This window comes from Streptomyces sp. 8K308, assembly GCF_004348315.1.
GTDB lineage: Bacteria > Actinomycetota > Actinomycetes > Streptomycetales > Streptomycetaceae > Streptomyces.
This window is the reverse complement of the sequence record NZ_SMKC01000142.1, coordinates 1-16,218: the sequence shown is the minus strand read 5'-3', so window position 1 is coordinate 16,218 and position 16,218 is coordinate 1. Positions and strand designations below refer to the sequence as shown.

Genomic DNA, 16,218 nt, shown 5'->3' with positions numbered 1-16,218 from the left:
GGGTGAGGGGGACGCGGCTGGCGCCGGCCATGGCGATGCAGGCGGCGTAGGAGTCGTAGAAGGGCTCGAAGGCGATCACCTCGTCGCCCGGTTCGAGGAGCGCGAGCATGCTGGCGGCGATCGCCTCGGTGGCGCCGGCGGTGACCAGGACGTCGGTGTCGGGGTCGAGGGCCAGGTCGTAGCGGCGGCGCTGGTGGTCGGCGATGGCCGCGCGGAGCTCGGGGATGCCGGGGCCCGGCGGGTACTGGTTGCCGTGGCCCTCGCGGATGGCGCGCACGGCGGCCTCGCGGACGGCCTCGGGGCCGTCGGTGTCGGGGAAGCCCTGGCCCAGGTTGATCGCGCCGGTCGCGGTCGCCAGCGCCGACATCTCCGCGAAGATCGTCGTCCCGAGCCCGTCCAGCCCGCGGTTCAGCAGTGGCCTGCCGCTCGTCTCCATGGGGCGATCTTAGGCCGGGCGGGCGGGGTCACGCGTCGAAGTCGAGCTCGACGGCGGGGGTGCGGGGTCGGGACTGGCAGGCGAGGACATAGCCGGCGGAGAGCTCGCCCGGCTCCAGGGCGAAGTTGCGGTCCATCGACACCTCGCCGCTGACGAGGCGGGCGCGGCAGGTGCCGCAGACGCCGCCCCGGCAGGCGTAGGGGGCGTCGGGGCGGTTGCGGAGGACGGCGGTCAGCAGGGTGTCGCCCGGGGCGAGGGGCCAGCTGGCGCGGCGGCCGTCGAGGGTGGCGGTGAGGGTGCTCGCGGCCGTCGGCGCGGACGACGGCGGGGGCGCGGGGGCCGGTTTCACGTGGAACAACTCGGTGTGGACGAGCCGTTGGGGAACGCCGAGCGCCCGCAGGGCCGTTGTGGCCGTGTCGACGAGGCCGAGCGGGCCGCAGAGGTACCAGCCGTCGACGCGGTCGACGGGGAGCAGCGCGGGCAGCAGCCGACGCAGCCGGGGCTCGGTGAGGCGGCCGGTGGCCGGCCCGGTGTGGCGTTCCTCGCGGCTGAGGGCGTGCAGGAGTTGGAGCCGGTCGGGGTGGCGGTCCTTGAGGTCGGCGACCTCGTCGATGAACATCGCGCTGGCCGCGTCCCGTTCGGCGCGGAGCAGGGTGAAGCGGGCGGTGGGCTCGCGGTCGAGCAGGGTGGCGGCCATGGCGAGGACGGGCGTGATGCCGCTGCCGCCGGTGATGGCGGCGAAGTGGCCGGGGCGTGGGGCGAGGGTGAACCGGCCGGTGGGCGGCAGGACGTGCAGGATGGCGCCGGGGGCGATGCCGGCCAGGGCGTGGTGGGAGAAGAGGCCGCCGGGGATGTGGCGGACGCCGATGGTGAGTTCGGGCTCGCCGGGCGGGGAGGCGATGGAGTAGGTGCGGCGGGCGGTGCCGTGCCGGACGGTGAGGTGCTGGCCAGGCAGGTGCCGGAAGGTCTCGGCGAGCTGCGGCGGCACGGCCAGGGTGAGGGCGACCGAGTCCTCGGTGAGGTCGGCCCGGCGGGTCACGGTGAGGGGGTGGAAACGCATGGGCTCACCGCTCCTTGACGTGGTCGAAGGGCTCGGCGCAGGCGGCGCAGCGGCGCAGGGCCAGGCAGGCGGTGGCCGAGAAGCGGCTCAGCAGGGTGGTGTGCTCGCTGCCGCAGTTGGGGCAGCTCAGCGGGATGAGGACGGTCCCGGTGGGCCGGGGCGGGGCGATGTTCGCGGCGGCGAGCTTGCGGCGGCCCTCGGGGGTGATGTCGTCGGTCGACCAGGGCGGGGTCAGCACGGTGCGGACGGCGACGCGGCGGGCGCCGGCGGCGAGGAGCGCGGCGCGGAGGTCGGCGGCCATGGTCTCGACGGCCGGGCAGCCGGTGTAGGTGGGGGTGAGGTCTACCTCGACGCCGCCGTCGGGGAGTCGGCGCAGCGCGCGGAGCACGCCGAGGTCGGCGAGGGTGACCACCGGCAGCTCGGGATCCGGCACGGCGCCGGCCGCCGCGCGCAGCGCGGCATCGCTCGGGCCAGTCGCCTCGCTCGGCCCGGTCACCACGTGGCTCCCGGGTGGCTTCGGTGGAGGTGTTGCATCTCGGCCAGCAGCCGACCGAAGGACTCGCTGTGCAGGCCACGTCGGCCGGTGCCGCCGCGGGGGGTGCCGGGGACGGCGAGGGTGGCGGTGGTCAGGACCTCGGAGACCCGGGCCAGCCAGTCGGCTTCCAGGGCGCGGTGGTCGAGCTCCGGCAGGCCGGGCAGCGGGTGGAACAGCTCGCCGGTGTAGCGCCAGAGGGCGTCGACGGCCCGCTGCATGCGGGCGTGGCTCTCGGCCGTGCCGTCGCCGAGACGCAGCGTCCAGGTGACGGCGTGGTCGCGGTGGTAGGCCGTCTCGGGGCCGGCCTTGACGGCGAGCGGGGTCAGCTCGCTGTCCAGGACGGCGAGTCGGCCGAAGAGCAGCTGCTGGAAGGTGGCGTAGTAGAGCTGGCGGGCGATGGTGTGGGCGAAGTCGCCGTTCGGCTGCTCGACCAACTGAGTGTTGGTGAAGGCGCGTTCCTCGCGGCGGTAGGCCAGCTCGTCCTCGTCGCCGAGGAGCGAGAGCAGGGTGCGGGCCTGGCCGAGCAGGTCGAGGGCCAGGTTGGCCAGCGCCACCTCCTCCTCCAACACCGGGGCGTGGCCAGCCCATTCGGCGAGCCGGTGGGAGAGGATCAGCGCGTCGTCGGCCAGGGCGAGGGTGGCCGTCGGAGGCGTCACAGGTGACGCACCCCGTCCGGCACCGCGTAGAAGGTGGGGTGGCGGTAGGGCTTGTCGGCGGCCGGGGCGAAGAACGGGTCGCGCTCGTCGGGCGAGGTGGCGGCGATGGCGGCGGCCGGGACCACCCAGATGGAGACGCCCTCGCCGCGCCGCGTGTAGAGGTCGCGGGCGTTGCGCAGCGCCACCTCGGCGTCCGGGGCGTGCAGGCTGCCGGCATGGGTGTGGGCGAGGCCGCGGCGCGGCCGGACGAAGACCTCCCACAGCGGCCAGTCGGCGCCCGTCATGCCGCGAGCCCGTGCTTGCCGGCGTAGGCGGCCGCCGCCTCGCGGACCCAGGCGCCCTCGGCATGCGCGGCCCGGCGCTGGCCGATGCGCTGCTCGTTGCACGGCCCGTCGCCGCGCAGCACCGCCCGGAACTCCGCCCAGTCGATCGGCCCGAAATCGTAGTGGCCCCGCTCGTCGTTCCACCGCAACTCCGGGTCGGGGAGGGTGAGGCCGAGCGCCTCGGCCTGCGGCACGCAGATGTCCACGAAGCGCTGCCGCAGCTCGTCGTTGGTGTGCCGCTTGATCCGCCAGGCCATCGACTGCGCGGTGCGCGGCGACTCGTCGTCCGGCGGCCCGAACATCATCAGCGAGGGCCACCACCAGCGGTCCACCGCGTCCTGCGCCATCTCGCGCTGCGCCGGCGTGCCGTGGGCCAGGACGTGCAGTGACTCGTACCCCTGCCGCTGGTGGAACGACTCCTCCTTGCAGATCCGGGTCATCGCCCGGGCGTACGGGCCGTAGGAGCAGCGGCACAGCGGCACCTGGTTGGTGATGGCGGCGCCGTCCACCAGCCAGCCGATGGCGCTGACGTCGGCCCAGGTGAGGGTCGGGTAGTTGAAGATCGACGAGTACTTGTGGCGGCCCGAGTGCAGCCCGTCGAGTAACTCGTCGCGGCTCGCGCCCAGCGTCTCGGCGGCCGAGTAGAGGTAGAGGCCGTGCCCCGCCTCGTCCTGGACCTTGGCGATCAGGATGGCCTTGCGGCGCAGCGAGGGGGCGCGGGTGATCCAGTTGGCCTCCGGCTGCATGCCGATGATCTCGGAGTGCGCGTGCTGGGCGATCTGGCGGAGCAGCGTGGCGCGGTAGCCGTCGGGCATCCAGTCGCGCGGCTCGATCCGCTCGTCGGCGGCGACGGTGCGGGCGAAGCGGTCCGCCAGCTCCCGCGTCGGCGTCGTCGATTGCTCCATCGGCTGGGCCTCCCCTGGCGTGTCGCCCGCACCACGGCTACCGACCGATCGTTCGGTTCGGCGATGCTTCGATGGTGATCCGACGGCTCCGGTGTGTCAAGGTCGCCGGCGTACAGGTACGGTGCTGCGGTCAAGCCACTGCGGTACCGGGGGAACGGGGCGAGCATGCTGCCAACCGACGACACGAGGGGCGATCCGCCCACCGAGACCGTTCAGCTGAGCGCCCTCTCGCTCACGTCCCGGCTGGTCATCGCCCTGACGCTCGGCGCGCTCGGCACCTTCGCCGTCTGGCACCTGGCCGCGATCTTCCTCTTCGTCGCGCCCTCCAACACGGTCAACGAGGAGTACCGGGAGACCGTGCGCGGGTACATGTACCCGGAGTTCGAGCAGAACTGGAAGCTGTTCGCGCCCAACCCGCTCCAGCGCAACGTCGCCGTGCACGCGCGCGCCGAGATCGACGGCCAGATCACCGACTGGATCGACCTCACCGCCATGGACATCGACGCCATCGAGCACAACCCCGCCCCCAGCCACGCCGACCAGAACCTGCTGCGCCGCGGCTGGGACTTCTACACCGGCGCGCACAACGAGGACGGCGAGCCGGTCGGGCTGCGCGGCGAGCTCTCCGAGTCGTACATGCGCCGCATCGCGTTGCTGCGGCTCCAGGAGAGCGGCATCGAGGTGGGCGACATCACCCGCCTCCAACTGCGCGAGGCGCTGACCCGGGTGCCGGCGCCGGCCTGGCGCAGCGAGGACTTCGAGACCGACACCACCTACGAGGAACTGGCCTGGTGGGACGTGACGCCGGCCGACCTGCCGGGCGGGGGTGAGTGACGTGACGGTTCCGGCTCAACGGAGCGCGACCGCGGCGGAGGCCGACGACGAGCGGCAGGGCCTCGGCGCGCGCTTCGACGCGTGGATCGGCCGCGGCATCGGCAACGTCACGCGGCGCGCGCTCGGCCCGTACCAGACGGCGATGGTGCGGATCGGCTTCGCGACGACGATGCTGCTCTTCCTGCTGCGCGAGTGGCCCAACCGGCGCGAGCTCTACGGCCCCGACAGCCCCTGGGGCTTCGACCTGGCCACCCGGTTCGTCGACAACAACGGCGCGTTCACCGTGCTGCTGTGGTCGGACTCCACGCTGTGGTTCGAGTTCGTCTACCACCTGGCGATCGCCGCCGCCGTCGGCCTGCTGCTCGGCTGGCGCACCCGGGCCATGTCGGTGCTGTTCATGATCGGGGTGCTGTCGGTACAGAACCGCAGCATCTTCATGGGCGACGGCGGCGACAACGTCATCCACCTGATGGCCATGTACCTGGTGCTGGTGCGGTGCGGCCAGGTGTGGTCGCTGGACGCGCGCCGGCGCGCGAGCGGGCGCGAACACCCGGCGGACCCGGTCGGCATCGTGCTGTGGGCAGTGCTCGGCCTGACGCTGGTAGGCGTCGTCGTCGGCGGCAAGCTGGCGAGCCCGGTCTGGTCGCTGTTCTTCGCCGGCCTCTGGCTGGCGCACGGCTTCTGGTGGCTGGTGCGCCGGCACGGCGGCGGCGAGGCGCGGATCGTCTCGGACATCATCGCCAACCTGGTGCACAACGCCACGCTGCTCGTGATCATGGCCGAGGTCTGCATCATCTACGGCACCGCCGGCTGGTACAAGATCCAGGGCACGCGCTGGCAGGACGGCACCGCCGCGTACTACCCGATGCACCTGGACTACTTCAACCCGTGGCCCGAGCTCACCGAGTTCCTCTCCGGCAGCGGGCTGCTGGTCCTCGCCATGAGCTACGGCACGGTCTTCGTGCAGGTGGCGTTCGTCTTCGCGCTGCTCAACCGGCGGGCCAAGAACGTGCTGCTGGTGATCATGATCGCCGAGCACCTCGGGATCGCGGTGCTGATGGGCCTGCCGTTCTTCTCGCTCGCCATGATCGCGATGGACAGCGTCTTCCTGCCGACCGTCTTCCTGCTGTGGGTGGAACGGCGGGTCCGCGCCCTGCGGGCGCGGACGCGCGACCGGCGCCGGGACGAGACGGCGGCCGTCGAGGCGCCGGTCGTCGAGGAACGGCGGCCGGAGTGGGCCAGGGACGGATGAGCGAGGTCCTCGCGGCGCGGTGGAACCCGGCCGACGACACCGTGCTGCTCGACGGCTTCCACACGCTGAAGCACGCGCTGCGGTTCGGCGCCGAGGTGCCGATCGCGGTCACGGCGGACCGGGCGGCGGCGCTGCGCCTCGCGGCCGAGCTCGCGCCCGACGTCGTGGAGCGGCTCGAAGCACTGCTCGTCGAGGTCGGGGTGGACGGACTCGCCCGGCTGGTCGCGCGCCCGCACCCGACGGGCGTCGCGGCGCTGGCCAGGAGGCCGGCCACGCGGGAACCGGTGCCCGGGGCGCCGGTGGTGGTGCTCGACGACCCGCGCCACCTCGGCAACATCGGCGCCGTCATCCGCCTGGCGGCGGGCCTCGGCGCGGGCGGCGTCATCACGACCGGAAGCGTCGACCCCTGGCACCCGAACGTGCTCCGGGCGGCGGCCGGACTGCACTTCGCCACGGCGGTGGTGCGGCGCGAGGTCACGGAACTGCCGGACGACCGGCCGCTGTACGGGCTCGACCCGGCCGGCGCGGACATCAGGACGGTGGCGGTGCCGGCCGACGCGGTGTTCGCCTTCGGCTCCGAGCGGGCGGGACTCTCGGCGGAGGTGCGGGGGCGCGCCGAGGCGTTGGTGTCACTGCCCATGCGGGGCGGGGTGTCCAGCTACAACCTGGCGACGAGTGTGGGGATGGTGCTCTTCCACGTCTCGCCTCCGGCGGTTCCGTAACGCGTCTTTCCCCCACCCAGCCGCCCTTTCGCTGCGCGCTCGGCGTCGGCCGCCGGTCCCAGCGCCCGGCCTGCGGCCGGCGCTTGGCCTGCGGCCCGTGCTTACCCACCCGCCCTTGGCAGATGGCCCAGGGCGGACGCGAAGCGCGCACGCCAGGCGGCGCAGCCGCCACGGGCGCCCCGCGGTCGCGGCCCGGCCGGTGGTGTGGCCGCTGCTGTGCAGCACGGAGCGCGGAGGCTCAGTGAGAGATCCCCGGGTGGTTCTCGTTGTGCTTGGCGACGCGGTCGGTGAGTTCCCGCAGGCCGTCGATCCGCATCGTGGGGAGGAGATCCGCGTCCGGGTGGTGCTGGTGGATGAGGCCCCACGGGCCGCGCCTGATCAGGGCGGTGCGCAGGCCGAGCGCGGCGGCGGGGCGGATGTCCTCGTCGAGGCGGTCGCCGACGTAGAGGATCTCGCGCGGGTCCATCCGCAGCGAGTGGATCAGGATCTCGAAGAACCGCGGGTCGGGCTTGGCGACGCCCATGGTCTCGGCCGAGCCGACCAGGTCGACGTAGCCGGCGAAGAGGCGCCGGAGGATGTCCGTGGCCCGCCTGGTCTGGTTGCCCGCGATGCCGAGCGTGAGACCGGCGGAGCGCAGCAGCTTCAGGGTGAGCCGGACGTCCGCGTAGAGGTCGTTCTCACCGAACCACTCGTGCTCGCCGACCGCCTCCCGCTTCTCCCGCTCCACCGCCAGGTCGAACTCGGGGCGGAAGAGCCGCAGGGCCTCCATGGGGTCGCGGCCCTGCGCGATCATCGCCCCGAACTGGGCGGAGAACGTGTGCCGTGGCGCGCCGACCCAGGCGGCCCAACCATCCCACTCGCGGCTCTCGTCCAGCAGACACTCGCCGACGTCGAACACGACTGCTCGAATCATGGCCGGCAGCGTAGGACGGCACGGCGGGTCGCGAAACGGCGTCGTCCCCGGATCGGGCGGATTGTCGGCGAAACGGGGACGTGCCGGGGCGGCGTGCGGCATATTGCCGCGCAGCTCTCCGCCGAGCCGCGGCGCCCGCCGATATTCGAACGCATGCGCCGCGGTCACTCCAGCCGCGTCCCCCGAAGGTGTCTTCTGTTGCGCAATGCGGTGGAAACTCGTAACCGGCCGCGGGAAAAACCGTCCACAGTGAGGAGCAGGCACCAGGACGGACCGAGGGAGCTGCGATGGCCTGGGCGGAGGGCGCTTGTGTGGTCGACACGCGGACCGGCCGGGTCGGCCGCGTCACGGGTCGACGCGGCACCCGGTTGCGGCTGCGCGCGCTGAACGGCGGGCGGCTGTGGGAGTGCCCGCAGGACGCGGTGCGCGCCGCGACCGAGTGGGAGCAGCGGAACGCCGACGTGCTGGACGCTAGCTGGCGGTTCTGGCGCGCGGCCGGGATGTGAGGCCCGCGCCAGGGCTTACGCCCTGTCCTGCCGATCTTCTTCGGGCCCGCGACTCGCCCAGGCCTGGCGGCCTGGGGGAGCACCGCGTCTGACGCCGCGGGCCGATCCGACAAGATCGACAGGACAGGACCTAGCCGGGCCGCCGGATCTCGATGAAGCGGAAGCGGGGGGCGACGAACGCGCCGTCCACCAGGCTGGCGTTGGCGGCCGGGTTGCCGCCCGAGCCGTGGAAGTCGGAGAACGCGGCGGTCTGGTTGACGTAGACGCCGCCGGTGAGGTTGAGCGAGAGCTGCGCGCACTCGTCGAGACAGACGTCGACCAGCGCCCGCTCGACGGCCGCCGAGGTGGTGTGGCCGAGCACCGTCATCGCGCCGTGCTCACGGACGGTGCGGCGCAGCAGGGCCAGCGCCTCCTCCGTCGAGTCCACGGCGACGGCGAACGTGATGGGCCCGAACTGCTCGGAGAGGCAGGCGGGTTGGTCGCCGGACAGCTTGACGATCAGCGGGGTGCGGACGGTGGCGTCCGGGTGTTCCGGGTGGGCCACCGCGCGCGAGGCGAGCGCGACCTCGCCGAGTGCCGGCGCCTCGGCGAGGCGCCGCGACACCTGCGGGTTGACCAGCGCGCCGAGCAGCCCGGCGGCGCGGGCGTCGTCGGCGAGCAGCCGGTCGACGGCCGCGGCCAGGTCGGCGACCACCTCGTCGTAGCTCTTGGGGCCCTGGTCGGTGGTGATGCCGGTGCGCGGGATCAGCAGGTTCTGCGGGGTGGTGCACATCTGACCGCTGTAGAGGGCGAGCGAGAAGGCGAGGTTGGCCAGCAGCCCCGCGTAGTCGTCGGTGGAGTCGACGACGACGGTGTTGACGCCGGACTTCTCGGTGAACACGGCGGCCTGCTGGGCGTTCTCCTCCAGCCAGTCGCCGAACGCCGCCGAGCCCGTGTAGTCGATGACCCGGATCTCGGGGCGCAGCGCCAGGGCGCGCGCGACGCCCTCGCCGTCGCGCTCGGCGGCCAGGGCCACCAGGTTGGGGTCGAAGCCGGCGTCGGCCAGCGCGTCGCGGACGATCCGCACGGTGAGCGCGAGCGGCAGCGTGGCGCGCGGGTGCGGTTTGACCAGCACCGGGTTGCCGGTGGCGAGGGAGGCGAAGAGGCCGGGGTAGCCGTTCCAGGTGGGGAAGGTGTTGCAGCCGATGACCAGGCCGATGCCGCGCGGCACGGCGATGAACTCCTTGGTCAGGGTGAGGGGTTCGCGCCGGCCCTGGGGCTTGGTCCAGGTGACGGGGGCGGTCGGGACGCGGGTCTGCTCCAGGTAGGCGTGGGCCACCGCCTCGACGCCGCGGTCCTGGGCGTGCGGTCCGCCGGCCTGCAGCGCCATCGGGTACGCCTGGCCCGTGGTGTGCATGACGGCGTGCGCGAACTCGGCGCTGCGGGCATTGATCCTGGCGATCACGTCCAGGCAGACCAGGGCGCGGGTCTCGGGCCCCGCGGCGCGCCAGGCGGGCAGCGCGGCGCGCATCGCGGGCAGCAGCAGGTCGGGGTCGGGGTGCGGGTACGCGACGCCGAGCGGGAAGCCGTAGGGCGAGACCTCGCCGCCGACCCAACCGGTGGTGCCGGGCTGGTCGTCGAGCGGGAAGCGGCGGTCGCGGAGCGCGGCGAAGGCGGCGGCGCCCTCGTCGGCCGGGTAGGCGCGCGGGCTCTCCGGGTGCGGCGACCAGAAGGCGCGGTCGCGGACGGCGGCGACGGCGGCCTCCAGCGTGGCGCGGTGGTCCTCGGCGGTGGGCGCTTGTGGCGCGGTGGTGGAGGTCGTCACGGCGGCCAACTCCTCATCGAGTCGCGAGTGGAACACTGGCGGGCGTGTCCGTGGTCCTTCGGATACTGCTACCGAACGATCGGTCGGGGCAAGGGCGCGAGGAATGTGAGGTGTTGCTCAGGTGGGCACGGCGGCGCGGCGGGACGCCTACACGGTGCGGAGCCTGCTCGAGGTCGCGGTGGGCGTCTTCAACGACCGTGGCTACGACGGCACGTCGATGGAGCACCTGTCGCGGGCGGCCGGCATCTCCAAGTCCTCGATCTACCATCACGTGCGCTCCAAGGAGGAGTTGCTCAACCGGGCGGTCAGCCACGCGCTCGACGGCCTGTTCGCCGTGCTCGACGAGCCGGCGGCGCGGGACGGCAGGGCCGTGGCGCGGCTCGAGTGGGTGGTGCGGCGCACGGCCGAGGTGCTGATGGAGCGGCTGCCGTACGTGACGCTGCTGCTCCGGGTGCGTGGCAACACGGACACCGAGCGGTGGGCGCTGGCGCGACGGCGCGAGTTCGACCAGCGGGTCGCCGACCTGGTGCGGGCCGCCGTCGCGGAGGGCGACCTGCGGCCCGAGGTCGACCCCAGGCTGGCGACCAGGCTGCTGTTTGGCATGATCAACTCGATAGTGGAGTGGTATCGGCCACATCCCGGGGAGCCCGTCGTCTCAGGTGATGTGGTCGAAGCCGTCATTTCCACCGCATTCGACGGGCTGCGGCAGCCGACCGTGCACGGTTCCGCGCCATAGCGGAGTGATCGCGCTCGCCCGTCGTGTGACATCAACTACCCTTGCCCGGCGTGGGGGTGGCGCACCAGTCGCAGGCGACCACGGAGAGCCCATGAACACCGACCGCCACGTCCCGCCTCTGGCGGCCCTGCCAGACACGGACGCGCTGCCGCGTGAGGCGGACCAGACGTCCCAGGCACCCGCTCCGCTTTCGGCTGGGTGGCCGCCGCGGGCGGCGAACCAGCCGCCTTCGGCGGTGGGCCCGGCGCGGCGTGATCTGGGGGCCGAGGCGGCGGTGTCGCGCACGCAGTCGGTCGGACCGGCGTGGGCCGGCCCGGGGGGCGGCGCCGTGCCGGCGCCTCCGGCGGCCATGCCTGCGCATGGCGGCGCGGCGGCGCATGGCGTGGGGGCCGCGAACGCGGCCGGTGCGCAGGGCGGCCGTGGGTTGGTGAGCGCGGCGCGGGCGTGGCAGGTGCCCGACTGGGCGGAGGCCGAGGACTTCGTGCGGCGGTTCCACGCGGAGCAGCCGGACCAGCCGGTCCCTACGGAGATGCGGCTGCGGCAGATCCGTGAGCACCTGGAACGCACCGGCACCTACCGCCACACCCGCGCCGAACTGGAGTACGGGGCGCGCGTGGCCTGGCGCAACTCCAGCCGCTGCATCGGCCGGCTCTACTGGAAGAGCCTGCGGGTGCTCGACCGACGCACCTCCGCCACCCCGGAGGAGATCCACGCGGACCTGTGCGAGCACCTGCGGCAGGCCACCAACCACGGCCGCATACGCCCGGTGATATCGATCTTCGCGCCCGCCACCCCGTTCCGCAGGGCGCCGCTGGTCTGGAACAGCCAGCTCATCCGCTACGCCGGCTACCGCACCGTGGACGGCGGGGTGATCGGCGACCCGGGCAACGTGGACTTCACCGACGCCGTGCGGCGGCTCGGCTGGCAGGCGCCCGGCGGCTGGTTCGACGTGCTGCCGCTGGTGATCGAGACGCACGGCGACAAGCCGCACCTCTTCGACGTGCCCCGCGACCTGGTGCTCGAGGTGCCGATCACCCACCCCGACTACCCGGCCTTCGCGAGCCTCGGCCTGCGCTGGCACGCCGTCCCCGCCATCTCCAACATGCGGCTCTCCATCGGCGGCATCGACTACCCGCTCGCCCCGTTCAACGGCTGGTACATGGGTACCGAGATCGGCGCCCGGAACTTCGTCGACGCGGACCGCTACGACCTGCTGCCCGTCGTCGCCGAGCTGCTCGGCCTCGACACCAGCAAGGACACCACGCTCTGGAAGGACCGGGCCGTGGTGGAGCTCAACGTCGCCGTGCTGCACTCGTTCGAGGCGGCCGGCGTCAAGATCACCGACCACCACACCGAGTCCCAGCGCTTCCTCACCCACATCGAGCGCGAGGAACGGGCCGGCCGGCGGGTGCCGACCGACTGGAGCTGGATCGTGCCGCCCATCTCCGGCGGCCTGACCCCGGTCTTCCACCGCTACTACGACGAGGGTGACCAGCGGCCCAACTTCTACCTCGACGACGAGGCCAGGGCCCGCGCGGCCGGCTGCCCGGTCGCGCACTAGCCGTGCGGGCCCGTCCCGCATGAGAGACGAGACCGACCATGGCGACGTTCGAAGGGCTCGGCGAAGCCGAGGCCCGGGCCTTCACCTCCCGATGGCTGCCCGCGTGGACGGGGAACGATCCCGAGGGGCTCGTGGCGTTCTACGCGGACGACGCCGTCTACCGTGATCCCGCGGTTCCCGACGGCGTTCGCGGCCACGAGCAGATCCTGCCCTACTTCCGGCGTCTGTTGGGCCGGTACCCCGACTGGGTGTGGACGAACACCGGCGTCAGGCCACTGCGCGACGGCTTCCTCAACTACTGGCACGCGGTCATCCCGACGCCTGGCGGCGTCGTCGAATGCGACGGGGTGTGCACGGTCTCGCTCAGGGGCGGACTGATCACGAGGAACGAGGTCTTCTTCGACCGCTCCCCACTGCTTTCCGCCCTGTCGTCCCGGCCCCCTACGCCGCGTCCGCGATGAACGAGCCGTACGAGGGGCGACCGGCCGGCTCGTAGACGTGCAGCACGACGCCGGAGGCGGTGGTGGCCGTGTCCGTGAGCCGTAGCGCCGTCGGGCGGGTGCCGGCCGCGAAGAGGCGGTGGCCGGCGCCGAGCACCACCGGGTGGAACAGCAGCCGCACCTCGTCGATCAGGTCGTGCGCGAGCAGCGAGCGGGCCAGCGTCCCGCTGCCGTGGATCTGGAGCTCGCGCCCGGGACGCGACTTCAGCTCGGCCACCCGCGCCGGCACGTCGTCGGCGAGCACCGAGGTGTGCGCCCAGGACGGGTCCCGCAGGGTCGTGGACGCGACGTACTTCGGGAGCGTGTTGAGCCGGGAGGCCACCGGGTCGGCCGGGTCCCGCTGGTCGGGCCAGAAGCCGGCGAAGATGTCGTAGGTGCGGCGGCCGAGCAGGAACGCGTCGGCCCGCTCGAACCAGCCGGTGACCAGGCGGCCGAAGTCCTCGTCGGCGTACGGGTAGGACCAGCCGCCGTGGGAGAAGCCGTCCGACGGGTCCTCCTCGGGCCCGCCGGGGCCCTGCACCACGCCGTCCAGGGACAGGAACTCGGTCAACGTCAGCCGCATGGTGTCGCCTCTCCTCGCGTCGTTTCCCGGTCAGACCGGGGCGAGGCGGCGAACTCATCGGTCATGGGTCATTCGGGGATCAGGTCGGTCTCCTCGAAGACCAGCAGCGTGCGCGTCGACAGCACCTCGGGGATCGCCTGGATCCGCGTCAGCACCAGCTCCCGCAGCGCCCGGTTGTCCGCCGTGTGCACCAGCAGCAGCACGTCGAAGTCTCCGCTGACCAGCGCGATGTGCGTGGCGCCCGGCAGCCGCGCCAGCTTGCTGCGCACCGTACGCCAGCTGTCCTGCACGATCTTCAGCGTGATGTACGCCGATGCCCCCTGCCCCGCCCGCTCGTGGTCGACCAGGGCCGCGAAGCCCCGGATCACCCCGTCGTCGAGCAGCCGGTTGACGCGGGCGTAGGCGTTGGCCCGGGAGATGTGCACCTGCTCGGCGATGGACCGGATCGACGCCCGGCCGTCCGCCCGCAGCAGCCGCAGGATCGCCGCGTCGATCGGATCCAGCGGCCGGACCGGCCCCGCCCGGCCCGTGGTCAACTGGTCTTCCGCCATGCGGATTCGCCTCCCCTCCCTGGACGTCCTGCCCCCATGGGACGGCAAACCGGGCCAGCTGTCCACAGGGCCTCACGACCCGTAGCCAGGATGCGTCGTCGACCGAACAATCGGTAGGGAGGCGAGGGGGGAACGGAGTAGCGCCGCCGGACGACGGGAGGTACGTGCCGTGGACACCGCCGTGGACGTGCGGGCGGGCGAGCTGCTGCCGGAGCCCGAGCCCCATCGGGTGCTCGGCACCGGCGCCGAGCCCGACCCCGAGACCTGGCCCGAGCTCTACCGGCAGCTGGTGCGCGGCCGCCGGTACAACACCCAGGCGACCGCCCTCACCCGGCAGGGCCGGCTCGCCGTCTACCCCTCGTCGACCGGGCAGGAGGCGTGCCAGGTCGCGGCCGCGCTCGCCCTCGAACCGCGGGACTGGCTCTTCCCCAGCTACCGCGACACGCTCGCCACCGTGGTGCGCGGCCTCGACCCGGTCGCGGCGCTCGGGCTGCTGCGCGGCGACTGGCACACCGGCTACGACCCGCGCGCGCTGCGCATAGCGCCGCTGTGCACTCCGCTCGCCACCCAACTCCCGCACGCGGTCGGCCTGGCGCACGCGGCCCGGCTGCGCGGCGACGACGTGGTGGCGCTCGCCCTGGTCGGCGACGGCGGCACCTCGGAGGGCGACTTCCACGAGGCGCTGAACTTCGCCGCCGTGTGGCGGGCCCCCGTGGTCTTCCTGGTGCAGAACAACGGCTACGCCATCTCGGTGCCGCTGGCCAAGCAGTCGGCGGCGCCCAGCCTGGCGCACAAGGCCGTCGGCTACGGCATGCCTGGCCGGCTCGTCGACGGCAACGACGCGCCCGCCGTGCTGGGTGTGCTGCGGCAGGCGCTGGCCCGCGCCCGGGCGGGCGGCGGGCCGACGCTGATCGAGGCCCTGACCTACCGGCTCGACGCGCACACCAACGCGGACGACGCCGGCCGCTACCGGGGCGACGCCGAGGTCGCGGCGTGGCGGGACCGGGACCCGCTGGCGCTGCTCGGCGACGAGCTGCGGCGCCACGGGCTGCTCGGCGAGGAGTTCGAGGCCGCGGCGCGGGAGGAGGCGGAGGCGCTCGCGGCGGCCCTGCGGGCCGGGCTCGGCGGTGACCCGAGACTCGACCCGGCCGACCTCTTCGCCCATGTCTTCGCCGCGCCGACACCACAACTGCGGTCGCAGGCCGCGTCGTTGGAGGTGACGTTGGAGTGACGACCACGATGGCGGGCGCGCTGAACCGCGCGCTGCGTGACGCCCTGGCCGAGGACCCCGCGGTGCACCTGCTCGGCGAGGACATCGGCACCCTGGGCGGCGTCTTCCGGGTCACGGACGGCCTCGCCGCCGAGTTCGGCGACGAGCGGTGCACGGACACGCCGCTGGCCGAGGCCGGCATCCTGGGCACCGCGACGGGCATGGCGATGTACGGGCTGCGGCCGGTCGTGGAGATGCAGTTCGACGCGTTCGCCTACCCGGCGTTCGAGCAGCTGGTCTCGCACGTCGCCCGGATGCGGAACCGCACACGTGGCGCGCTGCCGCTGCCGCTGACCGTGCGGATCCCGTACGGCGGCGGGATCGGCGGCGTCGAGCACCACAGCGACTCGTCCGAGGCGTACTACATGGCGACGCCCGGGCTGCACGTGATGACGCCGTCGACCGTCGCCGACGCCTACGGGCTGCTGCGGCAGGCGATCGCCTCGGACGACCCGGTCGTCTTCCTGGAGCCGAAGCGGCTCTACTGGGCCAAGGGGGAGCTGGAGCCCGACGTCCCGCCCGGCGGGCGGGCGGTGCTGCGGCGGCCCGGCGCCTCGGCGACGCTGATCGCCTACGGGCCGTCGGTGCCGGTCTGCCTGGCGGCGGCCGAGGCGGCGCGGGAGCGGGGCTGGGACCTGGGCGTCGTCGACCTGCGGACGCTGGTGCCGTTCGACGACGAGACGGTCTGCGCGGAGGTGCGGCGCACCGGGCGGGCCGTCGTGGTCCACGAGGCGGCCGGCTTCGCCGGCCCCGGCGCGGAGATCGCGGCGCGGGTGACCGAACGGTGCTTCCACTACCTGGCGGCGCCGGTGGGGCGGGTCACGGGCTTCGACATCCCGTACCCGCCGCCGCTCCTCGAACGCCACCATCTGCCGGACGCGGAACGCGTGTTGGCGGCGGTGGCCCGCCTGCAGTGGGAGGACTGAGCGCCATGGGTCTCACGGAGGAGGTGTTCCTGCTGCCGGACCTGGGCGAGGGCCTGACGGGCGCGGAGATCGTCCGCTGGCTGGTCGACGTCGGCGACACGGTGACGATCGACCAGCCGGTGGTGGAGGTCGAGACGGCCAAGTCCGTCGTCGAACTCCCCTCCCC

20 protein-coding genes are annotated in these 16,218 nt (G+C 73.5%); 10 read left to right on the top strand and 10 right to left on the bottom strand.

Going from position 1 to position 16,218, the window contains the following annotated elements; translation table 11 throughout:
• The 6 genes from E1265_RS19840 to paaA form a co-directional block, all read right to left on the bottom strand.
• The coding region (locus tag E1265_RS19840) for an aminotransferase class I/II-fold pyridoxal phosphate-dependent enzyme (RefSeq protein ID WP_132931804.1) at positions 1 to 436 on the bottom strand (436 nt) is incomplete at its 3' end.
• 28 nt (positions 437 to 464) lie between these two features.
• Positions 465 to 1,496: a 2Fe-2S iron-sulfur cluster-binding protein gene (locus tag E1265_RS19835; protein ID WP_132931802.1), complete on the bottom strand. Its 1,032-nt coding sequence runs from the start codon at positions 1,494 to 1,496 to the stop codon at positions 465 to 467.
• 4 nt (positions 1,497 to 1,500) lie between these two features.
• Positions 1,501 to 1,992 (bottom strand): 1,2-phenylacetyl-CoA epoxidase subunit PaaD, encoded by a 492-nt coding sequence (gene paaD, locus E1265_RS19830; protein WP_132931800.1) that lies wholly within the window; start codon positions 1,990 to 1,992, stop codon positions 1,501 to 1,503.
• Positions 1,989 to 2,687 carry a 1,2-phenylacetyl-CoA epoxidase subunit PaaC gene (gene paaC, locus E1265_RS19825; protein ID WP_132931798.1) on the bottom strand — a complete coding sequence of 233 codons (699 nt, stop codon included), beginning with the start codon at positions 2,685 to 2,687 and terminating at the stop codon, positions 1,989 to 1,991. The genes paaD and paaC overlap by 4 nt, the downstream gene beginning before the upstream one ends.
• Positions 2,684 to 2,971, bottom strand: coding sequence for a 1,2-phenylacetyl-CoA epoxidase subunit PaaB (paaB, locus tag E1265_RS19820; protein WP_132931797.1), 288 nt, complete (start codon positions 2,969 to 2,971; stop codon positions 2,684 to 2,686). The genes paaC and paaB overlap by 4 nt, the downstream gene beginning before the upstream one ends.
• Positions 2,968 to 3,915 (bottom strand): 1,2-phenylacetyl-CoA epoxidase subunit PaaA, encoded by a 948-nt coding sequence (gene paaA, locus E1265_RS19815; protein WP_132931795.1) that lies wholly within the window; start codon positions 3,913 to 3,915, stop codon positions 2,968 to 2,970. The genes paaB and paaA overlap by 4 nt, the downstream gene beginning before the upstream one ends.
• 165 nt (positions 3,916 to 4,080) lie before the next feature.
• On the opposite strand from paaA, the gene E1265_RS19810 reads away from it, so the two are divergent.
• The 3 genes from E1265_RS19810 (at position 4,081) to E1265_RS19800 (ending at position 6,723) form a co-directional block, all read left to right on the top strand.
• Complete coding sequence (locus tag E1265_RS19810) at positions 4,081 to 4,749, top strand: DUF5819 family protein (RefSeq protein ID WP_132931793.1); 669 nt, start codon at positions 4,081 to 4,083, stop codon at positions 4,747 to 4,749.
• 85 nt (positions 4,750 to 4,834) lie between these two features.
• On the top strand, positions 4,835 to 6,001 hold the full coding sequence (locus E1265_RS19805) for an HTTM domain-containing protein (protein ID WP_243740953.1): 1,167 nt from the start codon (positions 4,835 to 4,837) through the stop codon (positions 5,999 to 6,001).
• Positions 5,998 to 6,723, top strand: coding sequence for a TrmH family RNA methyltransferase (locus E1265_RS19800; RefSeq protein WP_132931791.1), 726 nt, complete (start codon positions 5,998 to 6,000; stop codon positions 6,721 to 6,723). Before E1265_RS19805 ends, E1265_RS19800 begins: the two co-directional genes overlap by 4 nt.
• Positions 6,724 to 6,961: 238 nt before the next feature.
• Here E1265_RS19800 and E1265_RS19795 read toward each other — a convergent pair whose 3' ends face one another.
• Positions 6,962 to 7,636 (bottom strand): HAD family hydrolase, encoded by a 675-nt coding sequence (locus tag E1265_RS19795; protein ID WP_132931790.1) that lies wholly within the window; start codon positions 7,634 to 7,636, stop codon positions 6,962 to 6,964.
• Positions 7,637 to 7,923: 287 nt separating this feature from the next.
• Between E1265_RS19795 and E1265_RS19790 the strand changes: the two genes are divergently transcribed.
• Entirely contained in the window at positions 7,924 to 8,142 is a 219-nt protein-coding gene (locus E1265_RS19790) for a hypothetical protein (protein ID WP_132931788.1), read from the top strand.
• Between the two features lie 130 nt (positions 8,143 to 8,272).
• On the opposite strand, the gene paaN is transcribed toward E1265_RS19790, so the two are convergent.
• Complete coding sequence (gene paaN / locus E1265_RS19785; RefSeq protein WP_132931786.1) at positions 8,273 to 9,946, bottom strand: phenylacetic acid degradation protein PaaN; 1,674 nt, start codon at positions 9,944 to 9,946, stop codon at positions 8,273 to 8,275.
• A 121-nt stretch (positions 9,947 to 10,067) separates the two neighbouring features.
• Here paaN and E1265_RS19780 point away from each other — a divergent pair, with 121 nt between their 5' ends.
• From E1265_RS19780 to E1265_RS19770, 3 genes are all read left to right on the top strand, one after another.
• The gene (locus tag E1265_RS19780) at positions 10,068 to 10,682 is read left to right on the top strand and encodes a TetR/AcrR family transcriptional regulator (protein WP_132931784.1); all 615 of its coding nucleotides are present in this window, start codon (positions 10,068 to 10,070) and stop codon (positions 10,680 to 10,682) included.
• A gap of 328 nt (positions 10,683 to 11,010) precedes the next feature.
• Complete coding sequence (locus E1265_RS19775) at positions 11,011 to 12,243, top strand: nitric oxide synthase oxygenase (RefSeq protein WP_132931782.1); 1,233 nt, start codon at positions 11,011 to 11,013, stop codon at positions 12,241 to 12,243.
• Between the two features lie 38 nt (positions 12,244 to 12,281).
• On the top strand, positions 12,282 to 12,704 hold the full coding sequence (locus E1265_RS19770) for a nuclear transport factor 2 family protein (RefSeq protein WP_132931780.1): 423 nt from the start codon (positions 12,282 to 12,284) through the stop codon (positions 12,702 to 12,704).
• Here the strand turns inward: E1265_RS19770 and E1265_RS19765 are convergent.
• Positions 12,685 to 13,305, bottom strand: a complete 621-nt coding sequence (locus E1265_RS19765; RefSeq protein WP_132931778.1) for a dihydrofolate reductase family protein — start codon at positions 13,303 to 13,305, stop codon at positions 12,685 to 12,687. The two genes, E1265_RS19770 and E1265_RS19765, sit on opposite strands and share 20 nt — an antisense overlap.
• 68 nt (positions 13,306 to 13,373) lie before the next feature.
• Positions 13,374 to 13,856, bottom strand: a complete 483-nt coding sequence (locus E1265_RS19760; protein ID WP_132931776.1) for an Lrp/AsnC family transcriptional regulator — start codon at positions 13,854 to 13,856, stop codon at positions 13,374 to 13,376.
• A gap of 169 nt (positions 13,857 to 14,025) precedes the next feature.
• Between E1265_RS19760 and E1265_RS19755 the strand changes: the two genes are divergently transcribed.
• The 3 genes from E1265_RS19755 to E1265_RS19745 form a co-directional block, all read left to right on the top strand.
• The gene (locus tag E1265_RS19755; protein WP_132931774.1) at positions 14,026 to 15,087 is read left to right on the top strand and encodes a thiamine pyrophosphate-dependent dehydrogenase E1 component subunit alpha; all 1,062 of its coding nucleotides are present in this window, start codon (positions 14,026 to 14,028) and stop codon (positions 15,085 to 15,087) included.
• An 8-nt stretch (positions 15,088 to 15,095) separates the two neighbouring features.
• Positions 15,096 to 16,052 carry an alpha-ketoacid dehydrogenase subunit beta gene (locus E1265_RS19750; protein WP_132931806.1) on the top strand — a complete coding sequence of 319 codons (957 nt, stop codon included), beginning with the start codon at positions 15,096 to 15,098 and terminating at the stop codon, positions 16,050 to 16,052.
• 5 nt (positions 16,053 to 16,057) lie between these two features.
• On the top strand, positions 16,058 to 16,218 hold a 161-nt coding region (locus E1265_RS19745; RefSeq protein ID WP_347877225.1), incomplete at its 3' end, for a biotin/lipoyl-containing protein.